This window comes from Wolbachia endosymbiont of Oryzaephilus surinamensis, assembly GCF_025617515.1.
GTDB lineage: Bacteria > Pseudomonadota > Alphaproteobacteria > Rickettsiales > Anaplasmataceae > Wolbachia.
Map to the genome: position 1 here is coordinate 913,118 of NZ_CP092526.1, position 22,622 is coordinate 935,739.

Sequence of the window (22,622 nt, forward strand, 5' to 3'; positions counted from 1 at the left end):
AGCCATTCCAGCGTCAAGTGCTGGAATGACACCGTCATACCTGTTAGAGTATGAATGTAGCCTTATCTCACACTCCTGTCATCCCAGTGCCCAGACACTGGGATCCAGAAGACTGATCAAGTAATAAGAACTAGTCACGCGCTGGCTCTCTTAAATTACTTTAGCTATAAGTGTTAAGAAATTTACCAATCAAAAAAAGGCAAAAGAATCCACATGGTGCTGATTTTATTACTGTAATTGATAATGTGCTAACGCTTAAACGAAGCGTGTTTAGGCTGAATAGAAAAAAATAAAAAAAGGCATGCAGCCGCCATAATTTCGCCAATAAACACAAGATTTATCAAGAAGCTTCTATTAAATGAAAGTTATGCAAAAAATCTATTGCAAGTCTTTTAATATTCTGTTAAGAGCTGGAACAAATAAAAATTATTATGTTTGGATTAGAGAATAAGAAATTTCTGATTACTGGTGCATCAGGCGGAATAGGCCAGGCAATTGTAGAAATTATGCATAAGGCCAGAGCAACTTTATGTATTTCTAGTACAAAAAAAGAAATACTCGAAGAAGTTGCTAAAAAATATGAAAAAAACATTCACGTACTTCCTTGCAACTTATCAAATCCTGAAGAGGTAAATCAACTAATAAATAAAGCAAGTGAGTTGATGAAAGGCTTTGATGGACTCATATGCAATGCAGGAATTACACAAGACAGCTTATTGTTGAGAATGACAGATGAAGCATGGCAAAAGGTGATTGATATTAATTTGACCTCCACATTTAAGCTAAATAGAGAAGCATGCAAGAAATTAATTAAAAATAATTGGGGAAGAATCATAAATATTTCTTCAATAGTAGGATTGACAGGAAATGCCGGGCAAGTAAATTATGCAGCATCAAAAGCTGGAATAATAGCTATGAGCAAATCTATAGCAAAAGAAGTTGCAAGTCGCGGTGTAACAGTAAATTGCATTGCTCCTGGATTTATAGATACTAAAATGACTGAAGTTTTAAATGAAGGACAAAAGGAAAAAATATTAGATAACATCCCAATGAAAAGAGTGGGAACAGGAAAAGAAATAGCAGCAGGAGTATTGTTTTTAGCAAGCGATGAGGCAAAATATATAACGGGACATGTGCTTAACATCAATGGTGGGCTATTTATGTAGCAACACTTATTTATGGACAAATTATAAGTTTTACTTTACAATAAGTATATATATAAATTTATTTTCGCGTTAGTTTATTACTTGGAGGCAAAAGAATGAGCTATATAATAAAAAAATTTTTTAATGCTTTGTGTATAGTGCTGTTTCTCTCTTTTTCAGATTACGCAAATGCTGCTACTGATATAGATGATACAACTGCCCAAGTAATATGCAATATTATTGGTTATATTTGGGGAATAGGTGGGCCACTTATGACTGTAGTCATAATAGGTGCAGCTTTGCTTGCAATATTTGGTAGAATGCCATGGCCAGCTCTCTTTGCCCTAGGTATGTTTTGTGGTGTATTTTTTGGTGCCAAAGCGATTATAATGAAAATTATACCCGATAGCATTAAACAAGATAGTATGTTGAGCAAGTGTGGGGAAAAATAACTTAAAAATCAGGATGTTTTTGTGTGTATTGTTCCTTCATGTCTTCAATCTGTAACAAATAATGACTGTCTTTCGGTAAAGTTTTAATAGCTAACTCAGCGTACTTCATAAATTTCTCTAAATTACCTTCAATACAAGCCTTTTTCGTCAAAGCAAAATAATACATTGCCATATCAGCGCTACGTTTATATGCAATACTTAAATACTTCCAGACAAAGGCGTTATTTGTTTCTACGTTTGCAACCTGCTCTAGGTAAAAAATTGCCTTCTCTATTTCACCGTGTAATAATAAAGTATGAGATAACGCAAGTTTCACTAAATAGTTATTCTTCTCAGATAAATATCTAAGTGATTCTTCATACATTTTTATTGCTTCACTTAAATTTCCAGCTTTGTATAACATCTCCGCTTTTAATTCATATAAATAAGGATCATTGCGTGACTCTTGAATCAATGAATTAACTTTAGTAATAGCCTCTTCTATCTTTCCTTGCCTATAGTGAATTACAGCATTTACATACTTAGAACTACCTTCATATTTATTAGATAACACATGAATAGGAGCAAAAAAAGAGTCTAGCTTTGCAACCATACGCTCAAACTTCAGCAATTTATCTGCAAGGATTGGTTTTATATTGTTTTTAACCTTATAATTCTGTACAGCAAATATACGCTTATCACTAAGTGGGTGAGTGCGGAAATACTCTTCAGTGTTTTCATGCTCAATACTCTTAAAATAGTCAAAAATCTCTTTCATACCCAAATTATCATAGCCAGATTCATCTAGGTATCTTAAAGCATAGCTATCTGCTACACTCTCTTGCTCTTGAGAATAGTTAAAAAACAACCTTGAACTAAGCGTTACACCACTAAGCAAGATTGCACTCGCAACCTGAGGGTTAATGACAATACTAGAAACTAATCCTACCATATAACTAATCATTGCTATTGATTGAAAATAACCTACAGCACTACTCATTTGTAATACATGACCAGCAGATATATGAGCAATTTCATGTGCTAATATACCAAGTAAGACATAAGGTTCAGTCGAATATTGTAAAAGCCCTAAATGAATGAAAATGCTATTATTGTTAATTACAAAAGCATTAATCGATCTATCATCAACTATAAAAACTTTTATTTTATCATTATCAATACCCGCAGCAGAAAATAAAGGTTGCGCTAGATCCTTAACTACCGCTTCCACTTCACTATCTCTAATAATACTAACAGAGTAAGCGCTATTACAGTATACGAAAAAAAATAGTAAAACAAAAAGCTTAGACATGGAAATTCCTTGTTTGTATAACTTTGAGGAATTTTATATTTTAACACTTAAACTATACGAATCTATAAACGCTAGTTTAAATTTTGAACGTAACTGATAAGTTTATCAATGGTAGTTAACTTAATATTATGTTGTTCAGCAAATTCAAGCAACTGGGGTAAGCGCATCATAGAGCCATCATCATTCACTAATTCACAAATAACTGCAGAATGATTACATCCCACTAACTTAGCTATCTCAACACTTGCTTCAGTATGACCAGCACGTTGCTCTACTCCACCCTCATGTGCAATCACAGGAAAAATATGACCGGGAGTTATAATGTCATCCTGAGTTCTATTTTTATCAATAGCAACATGTATAGTTTTTGTTCTATCCTCAGCTGAAACACCCGTAGTAATACCATAACGTGCATCAATTGATGTAGTAAAAGCAGTATGATTTTCACCAACATTTTTTTTTTCCATGAAACTAAGGCCTAACCTTTTCATATGAACTTTAGTCATTGCTAAACAAACAATCCCTGTACCGTATCTAACCATAAAAGCCACATGTTCTGGCTCTAATTTCTCAGCTAATACAATCAGATCACCTTCATTCTCTCTGTTTTCATCGTCAACTAAAATGAATAATTTACCAGAACTAGCATCCCTCAATACATCTTCCACAGAAGAAATACCGGGTAGACTAATTGAAGGATAAGTTACTTGTACCATGATTTACTTAAACTCAATCTTAACTATTTTATACAATTTCTCTCCATTTGGCACTATCACTTCCACATACTCACCAACTTTTTTGCCAATTAAAGCACTACCGAGTGGTGAATCCGTAGAGATCAATTGCTTTGAAGCATCAGCTTCATATCCACCTACAATCTTATAAACATATTCAATTTCACTGTTATCATCACCGAGCATGCTTACCGTAACAGTTGCACCAAACATTACTGTATCACCAGACAAATTTTTTACTTCTATCACTTCTGCATGTGAAAGTTTACTTTCTACCTCAATTATACGGCCTTCAATAAAACTTAATCTCTCCCGTGCTGCATGATATTCTGCATTTTCTGATAAATCGCCTTGATCACGAGCATCAGAAATAGCCTGTATGATAGAAGGTTTTTCTTCCTTTAATTTCTCAAGTTCGACTTGCATACTCTCAAAACCTTCCCTTGTAATAGGAAACTTGTTAACAATGGATGAAGTCATAATCACCGCCTAAACGCAATTAAATTGAGTGACAAAATCACTCACAATACCAAGAATATCATCTTTTATATCATCATTCATGTCACCCGACAACTTTTTTAAAACTCCAGGGTGAACAGTTTGAAAATAATTGATAAGATCACACTCGAACCTATTGATGTTGCTCACCTGTACCTTATTTAATTGACCATACAGATTAGAAAAGATATACATAAGCAATACTTGCTCTTCTATTTGCATAGGTGAATACTGTTTTTGCTTTAATAATTCAATAAGGTATTTACCTTTGTTTAAGGACAATTGAACAGTAGCATCAAGATCAGAACCAAATTTAGCAAAGTCTTCCAGTTCTCTATATTGGGCCAAACTCAGCTTTATAGAACCAGCAACTTTTTTCACAGATTTCAATTGTGCAGCAGAGCCAACCCGAGAAACCGATAAACCTATATTCACTGCAGGGCGAAATCCTTTGTGAAACAATTCAGACTCAAGAAAAATTTGTCCATCGGTAATTGAAATCACATTAGTTGGAACATATGCAGATACATCGCCAGCCTGAGTCTCAATAATCGGCAAAGCAGTCAAAGATCCCTGTCCTTTTTCATCAGACATTTTGGCAGCTCTTTCAAGCAAGCGAGAGTGTACATAGAATATATCTCCAGGATAAGCTTCACGACCAGGAGGACGTCTAAGCAATAAGGACATCTGCCTATATGCCACAGCATGCTTAGATAAATCATCATATACCACCAAGCAATGCATTCCATTATCACGGAAAAATTCTCCAATAGTGCAACCGGTATAAGGTGCTAAAAATTGCATAGGCGCGCAGTCAGATGCGCTAGCCACAACTACGGTTGTATACTCTAATGCTCCACTTTCTTTTAGCTTATTCACCACTTTTGCTACTGTCGAAATTTTTTGTCCAATAGCAACATAAACACAGTAAATTTTTTGATTTTCGTTTACCTCATCATTAATCTTCTTCTGATTGATAATAGTATCAATCGCAATAGTGGTTTTACCAATTTGTCTATCGCCAATAATTAATTCACGTTGCCCTCTACCTATAGGAATCAACAAATCTATAATTTTAATTCCTGTCTGCAGAGGTTCATGCACAGATTTACGGTCAATAATACCTGGCGCTTTAGATTCTATATACATTTTGTTCTTGGCTCTAATTTCTCCGCCATCGTCTATAGGATCGCCTAATGCATTTACAACTCTCCCTAATAATTCATGACCTACAGGCACCTGTACAACATCACCACTACATTTTACAACGTCCCCTTCTTTTACATCACGGTCATTGCCAAGCACAACTATTCCAGCTGTATCATGATCTAAATCAAGAACTATTCCTTCTACACCGCTTGCAAAAGATACCTTTTCACCAAACTTTGCTTTTTCCAGCCCATAGACCAATGTGATACCATCCGTTACTGAAATTACTTCACCTATATTTTCTCGTTTTATAGGATTATCAAATGTCTCAACCTTCTCTTTTATTATGTTTACTACTTCAGAGGCATTTATGCTATTCTTCATATACAATTCCTTATTTTCAACATTTCCATTTTACTCAAATCAACCAATCTATCCAAATAACTCTTAAGCGAAGCATCAATCACGTTAAAACCATACCTAACTACAAAGCCACCTAGTATAGAAGGATCAACCACATGACTGACTTTTATTATTTTACCAAGAAAGTTCAAAGATTCAGTAATTATTTTTATATCAGGTTTCTTTAAAATCTCTGCTGATTTTATAGTAATTTCCAATTCATTTTCACTTTCCCTTACAAGATTTAAGAATTTTTCTAATATAAGGATTAATAAACGGGAGCGCTTGTTTGCAAGTGTAACCATAATAAATTTGACTAAGTTTTCACTCAAGTTCTCCTTTATAGAAAGTATCGCTTCTTTTTTGTGCAAAAGAGAAACCATAGGATGAGATAGATACACAAAAACATCTTGATCTTTAAAAAAAGCTAACAAAAATTCTACTTCTTTTCTTATAATACCTAATCTGCTTCCTGAGACATGAAACAGTGCTCTAGCATAAGATGAAACTAAATTATTGTTTTTCATATTCAATTACCTGTTCTAGTAAATCTAAATTATTTTAGCTACCATTGTTCAATCCAAGCATTTTTTATATAAATAGGTCTTCTCCTTAAGGAAAGAAAACATAAATCATATCTGACTGAATAATCTAAAAAATCAAGATTTTTACTTAAGAAATATTTAGAAGAATTTATAATAGACTGACACTGAAAATGAGATATCGGTACTTCTTTTCCAAATAAACTTGTTTTAACTTCTATAAAAATCAGCTCCCTTTTTTTAGATACAATTAAGTCAATTTCACCCAACTTACAACGGAAGCGACGTTTTATAACATTATAGAATTTCAGCTTTAAATATATCGAAACTAACAATTCTCCAAAGTAACCTACAAAATAGCGTAACCTACTTACCATAAAAAGAATAATTAGCTTTGTGTAACTACTTTGCTTCCTTTTTTATTTTTACTATAAATCTCACCTTTTGCTGAAATATCTCTATCAACTAGCTCTATCACTGCCATTGGAGCGCAATCACCCTTTCGAGTACCAAATTTTATTATTCTAGAATATCCACCTTTACGGTCTTGATAACGATTAGCTAGAACGCTTAATAATTTATCAACTACTAACTTACTATTATGAAGACGTGAAAGCAAAAGCCTTCTACCATGTAAAGAATCGTTATTCTTAGCAATTGTAATAAACTTTTCCACATATGGACGAAGTGCTTTAGCCTTTGGTAAAGTAGTTACAATCTGCTCATGATTAATTAACGAGATAGATAGATTCTTTAACATTGATAACCTATGCTCGGTACAACGAGACAGTTTATTTTTCTTTATTCCATGTTTCATATACTACCTAATCCTCATCAGTATGTTGTTTAGCCAGTTCATCTATATCCTTAGGCGGCCAATTTGGTATATTCATACCCAAAGACAAACCTGAATTATTTAAAATTGCCTTGATTTCATTCAAAGACTTTCGGCCAAAATTAGCAGTTCTTAACATTTCAACTTCCGTCTTTTGCACAAGATCACCTATATAAGTGATATTTTCATTTTTCAGACAGTTATGAGATCTAACAGATAATTCCATTTCATCTACTTTACGCAATAGAACAGGATCATAGCCCAAATCTTTAGCACCACTAGACAAAGAAACTTGCGATTTTTTATAACTCATATCAGAACTAATAAAAGGCTGAAATTGCTCCTGTAATATTCTTGCAGCATAGTCAACAGCTTGACTTGGAGAGATTGTACCATCAGTTTCAATTGACAATATCAGCTTATCTTTATCAGTAACTTGACCAACACGACTATTCTCTACTCTATACGAAACCCTCTCAACAGGACTATATAAAGCATTAACTGGAATAAAACCAATTAAATCTTGTTCATTCATAGACTTTAAAAATTCATTTTCTTTATATTTATTTACAGAAAGATAACCTTTTCCACTAGCAATATATATAGTAATGTTAAGCTCCACATCTTGACCTAGTGTACATATCACCAAATCTTTATTAACAATAGAGCATTGGTCATCAGTTTCTATCATTCCAGCTAATACTTGACAAGGCCCTTTAGCGCTCAAATTTAAGCACTTATTAGACGTGTTATTTAACTTACATCTCAACATGCCCATATTTAATGCTATATCAGTTATGTCTTCCCTAACTCCTTGGATCGAAGTAAATTCATGATTCACGCCTTCAATTTTTATTCCATAAACAGCACTACCGCGAAGAGAAGACAACATTACACGCCTTAATGCATGACCCAACGTTAAAGCAAAACCACTTTCCAAAGGTTCTAGAACTATATCACTTTTTTTACTTGAATCACCTGATATTACCTTAATCGCATTAGGCTTAGTTAATCTATCTAAATTTCCACAGAAAGAGACATTATCACTATAATACATACAAAAACCTTCCAAATATCCTATACTCTTCTTTTTTTCCTTAGTCTACACCCATTATGAGGTATCGCCGTTTTATCTGCAATTGAAGTGACAGTCAATCCACAATTCCGAAGTGCTTTAACTGCAGCTTCTGCACCAAAACCAGGACCACGAATTATTACAGAAACAACCTTCATACCAAATCTCTCTATTACTTTCTTCGCAGCAGAATCGGCAACCTTACCTGCAGCATAAGGTGTGGATTTTCTCGAACCAGAAAAACCACATGCACCAACAGAAGTCTGGTAAAGCGTATTACCACAAACATCAGTCACATTTACAAAAGTATTATTAAAAGTTGCACGAATATGGACAATACCAGTAATAAACCTTTTTGTATTCTTACCAACCGTTTTAACTTTTTTCATAAAAACTCACGATAATAACAAATTTTATTTTTTTCCAGCAATAGGCAATTTAGATCTGCCTTTACGAGTTTTAGCATTAGTATGGGTTCTTTGTCCCCTCACAGGCAAACCTTTTCTATGCCTTAATCCTCTATAGCAACCGATTTCCATTAAAGATTTTATATCCATAGCTACTTTTTTTCTGAGCTCACCCTCTATGACATATTTTTGCCTAATAAAACTACTAATTTTCTCTATATCTTCATCTTGTAATTCTAAAACACGCTTACGCTCATCAATTTTACAGCTACGACAAATTATATTCGCAGTAGTAATACCTATACCATGTATATAAGTTAATGCAAAAGGAACACACTTCTTCACTGGAACATTTATGCCTGCAATACGTGCCACTGATACCTCGATACTTTATTAATAATAACTCTTAATTTATACCATAAAACAACTTATAGTCAAATCAAATTACAAGAAATTTTACTTTCAATCTCTTGCATTACTCTATCAACACTCAAATTAGCGTTAATTGTTAACAACTTGTCCTTATAATACTCGCGCAAACCCTCTATCTGAGAATGATATTCTCTTATCCTCTTATTAATTGCAAGCATATTAGCATCATCAATTCTCTTCTCCAATCTCGTACTTTTACATTTAGCACAAGTAGTATTCTTAAAAGAAGATATACTATATATACTTTTACAATCCAAACAAGTAAGACGATCTTTTAATCTATCAATTGCAATATTATCGTCAAGCTGCAACTCAATTACAAGATCAACATCCCTATTGCATCTTTTTTGCAAAACTTGAGTTAAAAAATGAGCTTGATTTAAATTTCTTGGAAAACCATCTAACAAAAAATCACCATCTATTAATGCAAGCTGGTCACACAATAATTTACATATAACTTCATCTTGAATTAAATTACCAGATTCAACAGTATCCTTTATTCCTTTACCTAATTTACTCCCACTAGATATAATATTCCTTAATAAGTCTCCTACTGAAACTAATTTAAAATTATACTTTGCTATTAACAAACTGGACTGAGTACCCTTACCAGAGCCAGGAGGACCAAAAATTGTAATAATCACTTTAGCTTCCTTGTTTTAGACTCATATTTCTTTATCCAACTATCGTACCTATTTGAAAAAACATAAGATTGTACTTGCATAATAGTATCAGTAATAACGTTAACTATAATCAGCAAGCTCGTCCCACCAAAAATAAATGGTATATCATAATGATACCTCATAATTTCAGGTATAGTACATATTACCACCAAATACGCAGACCCAATAAATGTTAATTTAAAAACTATATCTTGAAGATAATCAGAAGTATGTTTTCCAGGCCCTCTACCAGGAATAAAACCACCATTTTTCCTAAGAAAATCAGCATTTTCCTCTGGATTAAATATAAAATTGGTATAGAAAAAATTAAAAAGTACTATGAGTATTAAGTAAGTTATAATGTACATCACTTTATTTTCCATAAAGTAGTTTAAAATAAAATCAGCAATGGCATGACCCTTATAGAAATTTGCAATTGAAATAGGCGTTAATAAAATTGCGTTAGCAAAAATAGTTGGTATTACACCAGATAAATTGATCTTCAATGGAATGTAAGTAAAATCATCATTATGTAATTTTTTAAACTGTTTTTTGGGATATTGAACAATTACCTTTCTATAAGAAGATTCTGTAAAAATGACTAAAAGGAGCAGTAAAAAAAACAATGCTATAACAAAAAGGGTAATGAAAAACGACATACTACCATTTTTATTTAATGTTAGCAGAGATGATAAAGCATTATGTAATTCAGATGTTATGCCAGTAAAAATGATTAATGAGATACCATTGCCTATACCGCTCACACTGATCCGCTCACCAAGCCATATTAAAAATATAGTTCCACCTAAAAGGCTAAAGACACCTATAGTACGAAACATAATACCAGGTTCAACTACAACTAATACCCCTTCTATATTCATTCTTTCTAACCCTATTAAGATCGTAATTGATTGAAAGATACAAAACACTATAGTCATATAGCGTATATAAGAGTTCATCTTTCGACGTCCCAACTCTCCGTCATTTTTAATTTCATTGATTCCTTTAACGGCAGAAGATAATAATTGCATAACTATGGATGCAACTATGTATGGCATAACGTTTAACGCCAAGATCGTCATTCTAGCTAAAGCGCCACCAGAAAATAAATTAAATACTCCAAAAACACCAGAACTCTCTTTTGGAAATATATCATTGATTATATCAAGATTAATTCCAGGAATAGGAACATAAGTGCCTAAACGATAACAAACTAAAGCCATTAGAGTAAAAAATATACGCTTTAGTAAATCACTTTTATATAACAGCGTAGAATCCAAACTATTAAATGCAAATTTACTGTTCATGATTTACGATAGTATTTCTACACTACCACCAACTGAAGCTACAGATCTTTTTGCAGCTTCTGATGCAAAATCAACATGAAACACAAATTTTTCGCTTAATTTACCCTTATTAAGAAGTTTGATTTTACTTTTAACAGATCTGATAAAACCTAACTTATGCAGTAGCTCCTTATCTATGATAGAATCCTTGACTATTTTTTTAGCTTCCATTAAGCACTGTACATCCCCAACATTAAATATAGAGTATAAGTTTTTGCGTATAGGCTTAAAACCTCTTTTAGGTAAACGAGTATATATAGACTGCTGTCCACCTTCAAAACCATTTATAGAAACGCCACTTCTCGCTTTCTGCCCTTTATGCCCCCTACCGGATGTTTTACCTTTACCACAACCAATACCTCTACCTAATAATTTAGGCTTCTTTTTCTTAGATAATTTGGTAAATATAGAATTTAATTTTACAGCATCATTCATAGTTTACCTATTTCCAACTATCTCACTAATCTTTTTACCCCTCTTACCTGCCACTTGGCGAGGAGATAACATAACATCAAAAGCCTTAAATACTGCACATATAATATTATGAGGATCATTTGATCTAGTAGACTTAGCTACCACATCCTTTATACCTAATACCTCAAAAACCGACCTCATTGCTCCACCAGCAATAATACCTGTTCCAGCTCTTGCAGCTCTTAAAACTATCTCACCAGAACAGAATTTAGCTTTAATATCATGACGTAAAGTTCTACCTTCACGTAAGTACACCCTAATCATCGACTTCTTTGCAGCATTTAAAGCTTTCACTCTTGCTTCAGCAACCTCTGCGTGTTTACCTATTCCACATCCTACCCTACCCTTACCATCACCAACAACAACCAAAGTTGAAAATGAAAATCTTCTACCACCTTTAGTAACCGTTGTTACCCTTCGGACTGAAACCAAAAGTTCTGATAAATCATTATTATTTTGTAAATTCTTTACAGCCATACTTCAAACCTTCTAAAATTCAAATCCAGAGCTTCTTAAAGCTTCAGCAAATTGAGAAATCAATCCTGTATACTTATATGCCCCCCGATCAAAGACGAACCGCTGCTGCAATTTTGTACTAGGGAGACGCTCAATCAATAAAGAAGAAACCTGTTTTATAATTTCAGCATTAACCCTACCTTTACATACATTCCTAATTTTATCATCCAAAGTAGAAGCAGAAGCTAGGGTTGTTCCTTTTGCATCGTTAATCAACTGAACATAGAAATGTTTATTAGACTTAAATATGGATATACGTAAACGCCCAGCGCTCTTATCGAGCTTCGCTCTATTACGAAGTTTCCTTTTTTCATAGCTACTTAAAAAATTATACAATCTTTTCATTTTAATTACTTCTTTTTATTTACAACCTTACGCAGCATAAATTTGCCTTTTATTACAATACCCTTACCTTTATAAGGATCATATTTTCTAATTTTGCATATATCAGAAGCCACCATATAGACTTTTTGCTTATCCATACCGCGAATCACTAAATGAGTTGGCTTTATACACTTAATCTCAACGTCTTTAGGCACTTTATACTTAATATTATGACTATAACCAAGATATAAAGTCAAATACTTATCATCACATTCTGCTTTATACCCCACACCATTGATCTCAAGATCAACAGAAAAATCATTAACCATACCGTTAATCATGTTATTAATATTACTTCTATAAGTGCCCCATATAGATTTTATTTTATCATAATCATCCCTGCCTTGATCAACAGAAAGTAACAATTGATTATCAACTATCTGACACAGAATGCCACTACACAAGTTCAGCTCTTTTTCTGCCCTAACACTTCTTATTAATACCCTACCATTATTATATTCAACTGAAAGATCAGCAGGAATATTGATAGGTGCGGCACCTATACGAGACATACATTTCTCCTATCATTTAAAATACACGACACAAAACTTCTCCACCAACTTTTAATCTACGTGCATTATAATCGGTCATCACTCCTTTCGGTGTAGATATAATAAAAATTCCAAGACCATTATACGCTTTAGAAATGTCCTTACACTTAGAATAATAACGACAACCGGGCTTTGATACCCTAGCTATATCATTAATCACAGGTGATTTATCATAATACTTCAACTGCACAACAAGGGAAGGGATACTATCACTCTCTTGCTTTTCATAATTAAGAATATACCCTTCCTCTTTTAAGATCTTCAATATAGAAGAATTCACTTTAGAGAATAGGACTCTTGTTTCCCTATGCATTGCCAATTGAGCATTACGTATTCTTGTTAAAAAATCACCAATACCATCAGATAACGACACTATTACACTCCTTATATCACATTTACCAACTAGATTTTGTAACCCCTGGAACTTGTCCAAAAGAACACAAATCACGTAAAACAATCCTACATAAACCAAATTTTCTATATACTCCTCTCGGCCTACCAGTTAAAGCGCATCTATTCCTAATTCTGATTTTAGAAGAATCTCTAGGCAATTTTTTAATCAGCTTACTTTGAGCTGCAAACCTTTTTGCAATAGATAAATCCTTATTATTCATTATAGATTTTAATTCTTCCCTTCTCTCCCTATATTGATCGCATAACTTTATTCTACGAAGATTCTTCTGTATCATGGATTTTTTTGCCATATATATTTTCTCTCAATTATCAAAAAAAGGGAATTTAAGAGCCAGTAATAATTCCTTTGCTTCCTTATCACTAACTGCACTTGTTATAATATTAATATCCATACCTCTAATTTTACTTATTTTATCATAGTCTATTTCTAAAAATGATATATGCTCCTTGATACCAAAGGAAAAATTACCATGACCATCAAATTGCTTCACACTAAACCCTCTAAAATCTTTTTCCCTTGGCAAAGCAATATATATTAATCTTTCTAAGAATTCATACATTTTATTTCTACGCAAAGTCACTTTACAACCTACAGTTGCACCTTTTCTAATTTTGAAACCAGAAATAGATTTTTTTGCAAAGGTTAACACAGGCTTTTGCCCAGCAATCAAATGTAGATTATCAAATGGCTCATTTATCGCTTTATTGTCCGTAGCAGCATCTCCAACGCCCATATTGATACACACCTTGACAAGTTTAGGCACTTGCATTACATTGCTGTAATTAAACTTATCCTTTAAGGATTTTACTATATTATCTTTATACAACTGTTTAAACATATCAACCTAATCTATCACTTCTCCAGAAACTTTTGCAAAACGCACTTTTCTACCATCTATAATCTTAAATCCTACTTTAGTTGGAGTTTTACACTTAGGATCCAATATTGCAACATTGGATACATCAATAGCTAACTCTTTATTCAATATACCACCACCACTACCAGCTCTTGGTTTAGTATGTCTCTTACACACATTTACGCCAGAAACAACTACTTTCTTTTTAGCATCACGTATTATAACTTTGATTACCTTACCAATTTTTCTCTTATCTTTACCAGTTAAAACTATAATATCATCACCACTTTTTATTTTAGCACTCATTATAAAACCTCATCAGCTAATGACATTATTTTCATAAAAGAACCAGATAACAACTTTTTTACTGGACCAAACACCCGAGTGCCAAGTGGTTCACCTTGATCATTAATAAAAACCACAGCATTGCTAGAAAAACGAATTACAGAACCATCAGATTTCTTAACACTATTTTTTACTCTAACAACAACTGCTTTATATACTTTTCCTTTTTCAACTTTACCTTTTGGATTAATAGACTTAGTAGATATAATAATCGTATCACCTACAGATGCAGATTTCCTACCACCTAACAAGCCAATACAAAGCACTGCACGCGCACCAGAATTATCAGCTACTTCTAACAATGTATTTTTTTGAATCATATAAATACCTATTCCTTTTTAGCTATTGATGACAACCCATTTTTTAGTAACAGAAATAGGCTTATGTTCCTGTATTAAAACCCTATCTCCCTTTTTGCAACTATTATTCTCATCATGTGCTGTATACTTCTTGTATTTTTTAATAACTTTTTTATACAGCCTATCCTTATACACTTGTAACACCGAAACCTTTACAGTCTTATCAGACTCAGCATTAGTTACGACACCACAAAAAACCTTCTTAGGCATTTTTTCCCTCTCTCTTTCTTCTATTTAATACAGTTAGACTACGAGCTATGCTCTTTCTTATTAAGCTAAAACGCGAAAAATTGTTGCACTGGCCCAGCTTTTTTTGAAAAGCCAAATTAACAAATTCTTTCCTCAAACTCACAAGAAGTTCATGTAATCCTTGTGAAGATTCTGATTCAAATTTAACTATATCCATTGCAACTCCATTCAATTATGATTAGATATAAATTTACACTTCATAGGAAGCTTAGCAGTCGCTTTTTCAAGCGCCAATCTTGCTAAATGCATGGGAACATCACTACTAATTTCAAACAAAATCCTACCGGGCTTAGCTTTAAATACCCAAAATTCAACACTACCTTTCCCTTTACCCATACGTACATCTGCTGGCTTTTTACTAACCGGAGTATCAGGAAAAATTCTTATCCATACTTTACCAGAGCGTTTTAACGTTCTAGATATTACGCGCCTTGCAGTTTCAATATGCTTGGACTGAACCTTACCTACTTCCATAGCTTTTAATCCATAATCTCCAAAAGACAGCGTGCTACCACCCTTAGCATTACCCTTTATTCTCCCCTTAAATACCTTTTTATATTTACTCTTTTTGGGAACAAACATCTCAATATACCTTAACTACCAACATAAACCCAAACTTTAACTCCTATAATACCACATATAGTCTTCGCTTCACAAAAAGCATAATCTATATTAGCACGCAAAGTGTGTAAAGGCAAACGACCTTCTTTGTACCATTCAGTACGAGCTATTTCAGCTCCGCCAAGACGCCCAGAGCAACTTACTTTAATACCCTCAGCACCCATCTTCAAACAATTTTGAATAGCTTTTTTCATCGCTCTTCTACATGAAATCCTTTTTTCTAGCTGATGTGTAATATTCCTTGATATTAAAACTGCATCTATTTCAGACTTTTTAACTCCTACTACATTCACTTCGACACTACTTTCTACTTTTTTAGCTATTTTTTGCTTTATCTTCTCAACATCCAAACCTTTCTTACCTATTATAACTCCAGGCTTAGAAGAATGTATTATTACAGACACTAAAGTAACTGTACGCTCTACAGTTACTTTAGAAATACCAGCATGCTTAAAGGATTCATTTATATAACTGCGAATAAATAGATCTTGATGCAATTTCTGTTTATAATCGTCCGTAGCACACCAAACAGAATCCCAGGTATTACTATTTATTTGCAATCTAAATACTTTAGGATTAACCTTCTGTCCCATATTTTTACACTTTCCTTATTAATTTTCCATTTCTATAAATCATACAATTTCTTTCAATTTTATAGTTATATTACTATAAAATTTGCTCATTCTATTAGCCCTACCCATAGCTTTTGGATATACTCTACGCAAAGTAAGTGACTTACCTATTAAAATTTCCTTTATATATAAATTATCAACGTTCAATCCATAATTATTTTGAGCATTAGCAATTGCAGAATTCAACACCTTCATTATAAAACCGGCAGCCTTTTTTTCACAAAATCTTAATTGTACATTAGCAAAAGAAACTTTTTTATTACGCACTAAATCAGCAACCAAATTTAATTTGCGAGGAGTTGATCTTAAAACCTTAGAACCAGCCTCAACTATTATATCCCTATTTTTCATATCAATTGCCTACCTTCTTGTTGCCTTTTTATCACCACCATGCCCAGTAAATTTACGAGTAGGTGAAAATTCACCGAATTTATGACCTATCATATTCTGATTATCAACACTAACAGGAATGTAATCTTTACCATTATAAACAGCAAACTTTAAACCCAAACAATTAGGAAGAATTACAGAAGCCCTGGAATGAATTTTTATCACCTTATTAATAGAACCCTCTTTTAAAGCCCTCTGAACTAATCTTAGTACAGATGGATGTAAAAAAGGTGGTTTCCATACAGATCTACTCATAAATTAACCTTTCAATTTTTTTATATACTTATCACTAGATTTATTTTTTTTCCTAGTTTTCTTTCCTTTTGTTGCAACACCCCAAGGAGTAACAGGATGACGACCGCCAGAAGTTTTTCCCTCTCCACCTCCATGAGGGTGATCAATCGGATTCATTGCAACTCCACGCACAGCAGGTCTAATTCCAAGCCACCTACTTCTCCCAGCCTTACCCAGCTTTCTATTTTTATGATCAAGATTAGACACTACACCAATAGTAGCTTTACAAGAAGATAAAATCAACCTAACTTGACCAGATCTAAGCCGCAATAAAACATATTGACCATCACGACCAACAATTTGCGCACAACAACCCGCAGCTCTAGCAATTACAGCACCACCACCTGGCTTCAATTCAACATTATGAACAAAAGAACCAACAGGTATATATTTCAACAACAAACAATTACCTGGCAGAATATCAGCATCATCTCCAGCTGTCACAACATCACCAGGCTTCATACCCTGAGGAGCTAATATATAAGATTTAGTATCGTCTTCCTTATATGATATTAATGCTAAGAACCCACTTCTATTTGGATCATACTCTATTTTCTCAACCATACCCTGATCACTTCTATTACGTTTAAAATCTATAACTCTATACTTCTTCTTGTGACCACCACCCCTGTGACGAGTTGTAATTCTACCATGATTATTTCTTCCACCACTGGATTTCTTACCAAATACAAGAGACTTCTCCGGCTTATCTTTTGATAAACCAATTTTACTTATTAATATAGTCCCACGAGAAGACGGAGTAACAGGATTAAAAAATTTCATACCCATATTAAACGCTCATTATATCTAATTTTTGACCATCTATCAAAGAAAAATAGACCTTTTTTCTCTGTTTTTTACAACCAACCACACCCCTGAAACGTCTATATTTAGGTTTAACTCTAATAACATTTATAGAAGAAATTCTGACATTAAATAAAGACTCTATTGCCGATTTTATTTGACGCTTATTTACATTTACAAAAACATACAAAGAGTATTTATTAAACTTCTCTCTTAAAAGAGAAGCCTTTTCTGTGATTACAGGAGATTTTATTATATTATTATATTTAATCATAACAATCTACCTTCAAGATGCTTTAAAGTGTCTTTTGTTAACATCACGCATTCATGATTCAATATATCAAAAACATTTAACCCAATAGGTTTGATTAAATCTACATAATGCAAATTTTTAGCAGCACGTAACAAATCATCTCCATAATCACCAACTATTAAAAAAGAAGAAAATTTAAAATTTTTAATATATTCACACATTTTAGATGTTTTCTTCACATCAACATTTAAACTATCAAGAACAATAACTTGATTATTTAAATATTTTAGAGATAAAGCAATTTTCAAACCAAATTTACGTACTTTTTTATTAAGAGAATAAGCATGACTCCTCACAACAGGACCAAAAATAATTCCACCACCTCTAAACTGAGGAGATCGCAAGCTCCCCTGTCTCGCCCTACCGGTACGTTTTTGACCATACGGCTTAGCTGTTGTACCAGAAACATCACTGATACCCTTTGTTTTATGAGCACCAACTCTTCTCTTTGCTAATTGCCATCTCACTATATCATGCAAAATACTCAATTTTTGCTTGGCAGAAAATATCAAGGGATTAAGCTCAACACTACCTACATTATTATTAGATAGATCAACTAATTCACATTCCATAACTAACTCACCAAATTATTAGCATCATCACTCATATTCAACAGCAGACCTGCTGGAAAAGGAACATCTTTATGTAAAGGCTTTTTAACTGCATCTCTCACAAAAACATAAGAGTTTTTAAACCCAGGAACATTATTACCCTTTACAGCAATTATGCTATTTTCATAATCAATGGATAATATTTTCATATTCTGTACAGTCACTCTGCTATTACCTAAATGACCAGCCATTTTCTTCCCCTTGAATACTCTACCAGGATCTTGACATTGACCAGTAGAACCTTGTGATCTATGAGCAATAGAAACGCCATGAGATGCCCTAAGCCCACTGAAGTTATGCCGCTTCATCACACCAGCAAACCCTTTGCCTAAAGAATAACCCGTAATGTCAAGATATTGACCAACTACAAAATGATTAACCCCCACCTTTTTACCACATTCTATTCCGAATAGATCAGTTAATCTACTTTCGTATAATTTACATTTACTATTTATACCCTTTTTCTTTAAATATTCCAACTGAGGTTTTGCTATTTTTTTTAAATCCCCTGTGCCTAAAATAACTGAATTGTAGCCACATTTATCTTGTCCTTTTATATCGATAATATAAGTTTCGCTGAGATGCAATAAGGTTACAGCCATGCGACTATTATCAAAATACATAGCAGTATGGCCAACATTGGTCATTAACAAACCAATCCTCCTAAGCGAATTTATTCTCTTCATTTCCTTTTCCTAAATATTGACTTCCTTAACCTTTAAATCCACTTCTACACCAGCAGAAAAAGATAAATCTGCAAGCATCTTCATCATAGTAGAAGTAGGATTATGTACAATAATTAACCGCTTAGAAATTCTCATTTCAAATTGCTCACGAGATTTTTTATCAACATGAGGAGACCTATTAACAGTAAATTTAGAATCTTTTCTTGGCAACGCAATCGGACCAGATAAATCTGCATTAAACTGCTTTAATTGATCAATAAACTCGCGAATACACTTTTCCAACAAAGAACAATCGAAAGCTTTGATTCTAATATATATATCTTGCTTCATCTTAGTTATTATACTCATTCTAAAATTTCCGAAACAACGCCAGAACCAACAGTTCTACCACCTTCTCTTATCGCAAAACGTAATCCTTTATCCATTGCTATTGGTACTTGCAACTCCACTTCTATACTTACATTGTCCCCTGGCATTACCATCTCCTTTCCATCTAGCAATTTTATGCTCCCAGTTACATCCGTTGTCCTTAAATAAAACTGTGGCTGATAATTTCCAAAAAATGGTGTATGCCTTCCTCCTTCTTCTTTCTTCAATATATACACCTCCGCATTAAATTTCTTATGCGGGGTTATTGTCCCTGGTTTTGCCAATACTTGCCCTCTCTCCACTTCTTCTCTCTTTGTTCCTCTTAGTAGTATTCCTACATTGAGTCCTGCACTTCCCTTATCTAGCAACTTCTTAAACATCTCAACACCAGTACATATCGTCTTTTGCGTCGCTTTCAGACCTATTATCTCTATCTCATCCCCTGTCTTTATCTCCCCCTTCTCTATTCTTCCTGTTACTACCGTCCCTCGGCCCGATATTGAAAATACATCTTCTATTGGCAACAAAAACGGCAAATCTATAGGCCTTGGAGGTACTGCCACATACTCATCTAACTTCTCCATCAATTTATCTATTGATTTCTTTCCATACTCACTACTATCATCCTCTAATGCTTTTAACGCAGACCCAACTATCATAGGCACTTCATCACCTGGAAATCCATACTTACTCAGCAACTCTCTCACTTCCATCTCTACCAAATCTATCATATCAGCATCAGCAACATCAGCTTTATTTATATATACCACGATATATCCAACACCCACCTGTTTTGCCAGCAATATATGCTCTCTCGTTTGTGGCATCGGCCCATCAACCCCTGACACTACCAATATCGCTGCATCCATCTGTGCTGCACCTACTATCATATTCTTTACATAATCAGCATGTCCAGGGCAATCAACGTGTGCATAGTGTCTCTTTTCTGTTTGATATTCAACATGCGCTGTTGCTATTGTTATCCCTCTCTTTCTTTCTTCTGGCGCTTTATCTATTTGATCATATGCTACAAAATTACCATAATGCTTTGTTATCGCCGCTGTTAACGTTGTCTTCCCATGATCCACATGTCCTATCGTTCCCACGTTTACATGCGGCTTTCCAAATGCTTCTACTATCGCTGTCATAATTTTAACTCTTCTACCTAAAATATAAATACATCAACAAATAATATGTTGATTTTATATAAATACAACAAAAAAAAGAGCGGATAGTGGGAATCGAACCCACGTCACTAGCTTGGAAGGCTAGAGCTCTACCATTGAGCTATACCCGCACAATGGAGGAGGTAGGATTCGAACCTACGTACGCAATGCGGACAGATTTACAGTCTGTTACCTTTAACCACTCGGTCACTCCTCCACAAAAATCTGTTAAGAGAACACTACCTTAACTTAAGTTTTATTATTCCTAATATTAAACATCCAAATCCAAAAGATCAAGTAATAAAAGCTAATCTAACTGATTTCAGTTAGATTTTACTTTTATATAACAAAATATTGTCAATAAAATGCCCAAATAAGTAATGTGAATCATGTGTACCTGGCGCTTCTTCTGGATGGTATTGAGTAGAAAAGACTGGGTAATCCTTCATCATTATCCCCTCTACACTATTATCAAATAGAGAAATATGAGTAACTTCAACGTTACTTGGAAGAGAAGCTGAATCAACAACAAAACCATGATTTTGGCTAGTTATCTCAACTTTTTTACTCTCCAGATCATAAACTGGATGATTACTCCCTCGATGACCAATATCCATCTTGACAGTCTTTGCTCCCAAAGTAACTGCAAGTAATTGATGGCCCAGGCATATGCCAAAAACTGGTATTTTAGATTTCACAATAATTTCTATTTCTGAAGTTACACTCTCTCCTATCTCTTGTGGATCACCAGGGCCATTTGAAAGCACTATACCATCTGGATTCATGCTTAATATTTTGTGAGCAAAACCTGTATCTGGTTTGACTAATTCAACCGTACAATCAAGTTCTACTAAGCGTGAGATTATACTATTTTTTACACCGAAATCAACAATTACAACCCTATATTTTGCATTAAGAACGCTTTGAAAGTTATTACTTAAACTGACTTTCTTAGTTATTTCTATTCCATTTACAGATTTGTATTTCTTCAATTCATCTAATATATGTACCTCACTTGACGGACATATCATTCCATTTTGAGATCCATGTTTTCTCAAATATCTCGTCAAAGCTCTAGTATCAATTCCCGATATCCCAACTACATTATTTTTCTCCAACCAATCATTTAAACTAATATATGAAGAAGAGTGAGACATAGGAGAAAGTTCACGCATAACCACACCACTTGCAAAAACTTTTTCTCCTTCATTATCTTTGTGATTTATTCCAACATTACCAATATGAGGAAAAGTGAACGCTATTATTTGATCAGCAAAAGAAGGATCTGTTATAGTATGCTGATAACCTGTCATACCAGTGGTAAAACAAACTTCACCTATACATTTGCCTCTTTTACCTACCGATTTTCCCAAAAAGTACTTGCCATCTTGTAAAACTAAAGCTGCATCCTGCATTTTATTCTCTCAACTCATTTAAAATATTATATAAGAATTTTAAATTACAAGTAAGCAAATACTAAATTTCCCTTTAAGTTTATATAAAATTCAAAATTATAAGTAGCTTTCTTTTTTTATTATTTAGGAAAATTATAGCAAACTTAACTTGTGTGAATAGGCAATAGTCATTACATTCATACTTCATGTTATATAAATTCAC

Annotated in this window: 36 protein-coding genes and 2 tRNA genes; 2 read left to right on the forward strand and 36 right to left on the reverse strand. The window is 33.6% G+C overall.

Features of this window, described 5'->3' with window-relative positions; genetic code table 11:
- Nucleotides 1–431: 431 nt before the first annotated feature.
- Nucleotides 432–1,166 carry a 3-oxoacyl-[acyl-carrier-protein] reductase gene (gene fabG, locus MJ631_RS04060; RefSeq protein WP_213863926.1) on the forward strand — a complete coding sequence of 245 codons (735 nt, stop codon included), beginning with the start codon at nt 432–434 and terminating at the stop codon, nt 1,164–1,166.
- A gap of 95 nt (nt 1,167–1,261) precedes the next feature.
- Nucleotides 1,262–1,597 carry a TrbC/VirB2 family protein gene (locus MJ631_RS04065; protein WP_007302562.1) on the forward strand — a complete coding sequence of 112 codons (336 nt, stop codon included), beginning with the start codon at nt 1,262–1,264 and terminating at the stop codon, nt 1,595–1,597.
- Nucleotide 1,598: 1 nt separating this feature from the next.
- On the opposite strand, the gene MJ631_RS04070 is transcribed toward MJ631_RS04065, so the two are convergent.
- From MJ631_RS04070 to carA, 36 genes are all read right to left on the reverse strand, one after another.
- A complete protein-coding gene (locus MJ631_RS04070; RefSeq protein ID WP_007302561.1) occupies nt 1,599–2,888 on the reverse strand; it encodes a M48 family metalloprotease in 1,290 nt (429 codons plus the stop codon).
- A 71-nt stretch (nt 2,889–2,959) separates the two neighbouring features.
- Complete coding sequence (gene ribB / locus MJ631_RS04075) at nt 2,960–3,604, reverse strand: 3,4-dihydroxy-2-butanone-4-phosphate synthase (protein WP_007302560.1); 645 nt, start codon at nt 3,602–3,604, stop codon at nt 2,960–2,962.
- Between the two features lie 3 nt (nt 3,605–3,607).
- Nucleotides 3,608–4,102 carry a transcription elongation factor GreA gene (gene greA, locus MJ631_RS04080; RefSeq protein WP_007302559.1) on the reverse strand — a complete coding sequence of 165 codons (495 nt, stop codon included), beginning with the start codon at nt 4,100–4,102 and terminating at the stop codon, nt 3,608–3,610.
- 9 nt (nt 4,103–4,111) lie between these two features.
- Nucleotides 4,112–5,653 carry a F0F1 ATP synthase subunit alpha gene (gene atpA, locus MJ631_RS04085; protein WP_007302558.1) on the reverse strand — a complete coding sequence of 514 codons (1,542 nt, stop codon included), beginning with the start codon at nt 5,651–5,653 and terminating at the stop codon, nt 4,112–4,114.
- Nucleotides 5,650–6,198, reverse strand: a complete 549-nt coding sequence (gene atpH / locus MJ631_RS04090) for an ATP synthase F1 subunit delta (protein WP_007302557.1) — start codon at nt 6,196–6,198, stop codon at nt 5,650–5,652. The genes atpA and atpH overlap by 4 nt, the downstream gene beginning before the upstream one ends.
- A 38-nt stretch (nt 6,199–6,236) precedes the next feature.
- Nucleotides 6,237–6,590, reverse strand: a complete 354-nt coding sequence (locus MJ631_RS04095; RefSeq protein WP_010404733.1) for a YraN family protein — start codon at nt 6,588–6,590, stop codon at nt 6,237–6,239.
- 11 nt (nt 6,591–6,601) lie between these two features.
- On the reverse strand, nt 6,602–7,030 hold the full coding sequence (gene rplQ / locus MJ631_RS04100) for a 50S ribosomal protein L17 (protein WP_010404731.1): 429 nt from the start codon (nt 7,028–7,030) through the stop codon (nt 6,602–6,604).
- Nucleotides 7,031–7,037: 7 nt separating this feature from the next.
- Complete coding sequence (locus tag MJ631_RS04105) at nt 7,038–8,105, reverse strand: DNA-directed RNA polymerase subunit alpha (RefSeq protein ID WP_007302554.1); 1,068 nt, start codon at nt 8,103–8,105, stop codon at nt 7,038–7,040.
- A 20-nt stretch (nt 8,106–8,125) separates the two neighbouring features.
- Nucleotides 8,126–8,512 (reverse strand): 30S ribosomal protein S11, encoded by a 387-nt coding sequence (gene rpsK / locus MJ631_RS04110; protein WP_006012273.1) that lies wholly within the window; start codon nt 8,510–8,512, stop codon nt 8,126–8,128.
- Nucleotides 8,513–8,536: 24 nt separating this feature from the next.
- Nucleotides 8,537–8,905 (reverse strand): 30S ribosomal protein S13, encoded by a 369-nt coding sequence (rpsM, locus tag MJ631_RS04115; RefSeq protein ID WP_007302553.1) that lies wholly within the window; start codon nt 8,903–8,905, stop codon nt 8,537–8,539.
- 59 nt (nt 8,906–8,964) lie between these two features.
- Nucleotides 8,965–9,606, reverse strand: a complete 642-nt coding sequence (locus MJ631_RS04120) for an adenylate kinase family protein (RefSeq protein ID WP_052265056.1) — start codon at nt 9,604–9,606, stop codon at nt 8,965–8,967.
- Entirely contained in the window at nt 9,603–10,931 is a 1,329-nt protein-coding gene (secY, locus tag MJ631_RS04125) for a preprotein translocase subunit SecY (protein ID WP_213863923.1), read from the reverse strand. The genes MJ631_RS04120 and secY overlap by 4 nt, the downstream gene beginning before the upstream one ends.
- Nucleotides 10,932–10,934: 3 nt before the next feature.
- Complete coding sequence (gene rplO / locus MJ631_RS04130; protein ID WP_019236927.1) at nt 10,935–11,405, reverse strand: 50S ribosomal protein L15; 471 nt, start codon at nt 11,403–11,405, stop codon at nt 10,935–10,937.
- Between the two features lie 3 nt (nt 11,406–11,408).
- Complete coding sequence (rpsE, locus tag MJ631_RS04135; protein WP_262986190.1) at nt 11,409–11,921, reverse strand: 30S ribosomal protein S5; 513 nt, start codon at nt 11,919–11,921, stop codon at nt 11,409–11,411.
- Between the two features lie 12 nt (nt 11,922–11,933).
- Entirely contained in the window at nt 11,934–12,305 is a 372-nt protein-coding gene (gene rplR, locus MJ631_RS04140) for a 50S ribosomal protein L18 (RefSeq protein ID WP_262986191.1), read from the reverse strand.
- Nucleotides 12,306–12,310: 5 nt separating this feature from the next.
- The gene (gene rplF, locus MJ631_RS04145) at nt 12,311–12,856 is read right to left on the reverse strand and encodes a 50S ribosomal protein L6 (RefSeq protein ID WP_007302547.1); all 546 of its coding nucleotides are present in this window, start codon (nt 12,854–12,856) and stop codon (nt 12,311–12,313) included.
- A gap of 16 nt (nt 12,857–12,872) precedes the next feature.
- Nucleotides 12,873–13,268 (reverse strand): 30S ribosomal protein S8, encoded by a 396-nt coding sequence (gene rpsH, locus MJ631_RS04150; protein ID WP_007302546.1) that lies wholly within the window; start codon nt 13,266–13,268, stop codon nt 12,873–12,875.
- 22 nt (nt 13,269–13,290) lie between these two features.
- A complete protein-coding gene (gene rpsN / locus MJ631_RS04155) occupies nt 13,291–13,599 on the reverse strand; it encodes a 30S ribosomal protein S14 (protein ID WP_007302545.1) in 309 nt (102 codons plus the stop codon).
- Nucleotides 13,600–13,611: 12 nt separating this feature from the next.
- Nucleotides 13,612–14,148, reverse strand: a complete 537-nt coding sequence (rplE, locus tag MJ631_RS04160; protein ID WP_019236924.1) for a 50S ribosomal protein L5 — start codon at nt 14,146–14,148, stop codon at nt 13,612–13,614.
- 6 nt (nt 14,149–14,154) lie between these two features.
- Entirely contained in the window at nt 14,155–14,472 is a 318-nt protein-coding gene (gene rplX / locus MJ631_RS04165) for a 50S ribosomal protein L24 (RefSeq protein WP_010404700.1), read from the reverse strand.
- Nucleotides 14,472–14,831: a 50S ribosomal protein L14 gene (gene rplN / locus MJ631_RS04170; protein WP_262986192.1), complete on the reverse strand. Its 360-nt coding sequence runs from the start codon at nt 14,829–14,831 to the stop codon at nt 14,472–14,474. The genes rplX and rplN overlap by 1 nt, the downstream gene beginning before the upstream one ends.
- 18 nt (nt 14,832–14,849) lie before the next feature.
- Complete coding sequence (gene rpsQ, locus MJ631_RS04175; RefSeq protein WP_010404696.1) at nt 14,850–15,080, reverse strand: 30S ribosomal protein S17; 231 nt, start codon at nt 15,078–15,080, stop codon at nt 14,850–14,852.
- Nucleotides 15,073–15,276, reverse strand: coding sequence for a 50S ribosomal protein L29 (gene rpmC, locus MJ631_RS04180; protein WP_038198186.1), 204 nt, complete (start codon nt 15,274–15,276; stop codon nt 15,073–15,075). Before rpmC ends, rpsQ begins: the two co-directional genes overlap by 8 nt.
- 11 nt (nt 15,277–15,287) lie before the next feature.
- Nucleotides 15,288–15,701, reverse strand: a complete 414-nt coding sequence (rplP, locus tag MJ631_RS04185) for a 50S ribosomal protein L16 (RefSeq protein ID WP_019236922.1) — start codon at nt 15,699–15,701, stop codon at nt 15,288–15,290.
- Nucleotides 15,702–15,712: 11 nt separating this feature from the next.
- Nucleotides 15,713–16,333 (reverse strand): 30S ribosomal protein S3, encoded by a 621-nt coding sequence (gene rpsC / locus MJ631_RS04190; protein ID WP_019236921.1) that lies wholly within the window; start codon nt 16,331–16,333, stop codon nt 15,713–15,715.
- 39 nt (nt 16,334–16,372) lie between these two features.
- Nucleotides 16,373–16,723, reverse strand: a complete 351-nt coding sequence (gene rplV, locus MJ631_RS04195) for a 50S ribosomal protein L22 (RefSeq protein ID WP_007302537.1) — start codon at nt 16,721–16,723, stop codon at nt 16,373–16,375.
- A gap of 9 nt (nt 16,724–16,732) precedes the next feature.
- A complete protein-coding gene (rpsS, locus tag MJ631_RS04200) occupies nt 16,733–17,017 on the reverse strand; it encodes a 30S ribosomal protein S19 (protein WP_010404687.1) in 285 nt (94 codons plus the stop codon).
- A 3-nt stretch (nt 17,018–17,020) separates the two neighbouring features.
- Nucleotides 17,021–17,845: a 50S ribosomal protein L2 gene (gene rplB / locus MJ631_RS04205; RefSeq protein ID WP_214303489.1), complete on the reverse strand. Its 825-nt coding sequence runs from the start codon at nt 17,843–17,845 to the stop codon at nt 17,021–17,023.
- 1 nt (nt 17,846) lies between these two features.
- Complete coding sequence (locus tag MJ631_RS04210) at nt 17,847–18,134, reverse strand: 50S ribosomal protein L23 (RefSeq protein ID WP_010404680.1); 288 nt, start codon at nt 18,132–18,134, stop codon at nt 17,847–17,849.
- Nucleotides 18,131–18,745, reverse strand: a complete 615-nt coding sequence (gene rplD, locus MJ631_RS04215) for a 50S ribosomal protein L4 (protein ID WP_006012216.1) — start codon at nt 18,743–18,745, stop codon at nt 18,131–18,133. Before rplD ends, MJ631_RS04210 begins: the two co-directional genes overlap by 4 nt.
- Nucleotides 18,746–18,747: 2 nt before the next feature.
- Complete coding sequence (rplC, locus tag MJ631_RS04220) at nt 18,748–19,470, reverse strand: 50S ribosomal protein L3 (protein ID WP_029237662.1); 723 nt, start codon at nt 19,468–19,470, stop codon at nt 18,748–18,750.
- Between the two features lie 9 nt (nt 19,471–19,479).
- A complete protein-coding gene (gene rpsJ / locus MJ631_RS04225; protein ID WP_012482004.1) occupies nt 19,480–19,800 on the reverse strand; it encodes a 30S ribosomal protein S10 in 321 nt (106 codons plus the stop codon).
- A 14-nt stretch (nt 19,801–19,814) separates the two neighbouring features.
- Nucleotides 19,815–20,987, reverse strand: coding sequence for an elongation factor Tu (gene tuf, locus MJ631_RS04230; protein ID WP_007301992.1), 1,173 nt, complete (start codon nt 20,985–20,987; stop codon nt 19,815–19,817).
- Nucleotides 20,988–21,065: 78 nt separating this feature from the next.
- Nucleotides 21,066–21,136 (reverse strand) — tRNA-Gly (locus MJ631_RS04235).
- A gap of 4 nt (nt 21,137–21,140) precedes the next feature.
- Nucleotides 21,141–21,222: transfer RNA gene (locus MJ631_RS04240), tRNA-Tyr, on the reverse strand.
- A 109-nt stretch (nt 21,223–21,331) separates the two neighbouring features.
- Nucleotides 21,332–22,420, reverse strand: coding sequence for a glutamine-hydrolyzing carbamoyl-phosphate synthase small subunit (gene carA, locus MJ631_RS04245; RefSeq protein ID WP_262986193.1), 1,089 nt, complete (start codon nt 22,418–22,420; stop codon nt 21,332–21,334).
- Nucleotides 22,421–22,622: the final 202 nt, after the last annotated feature.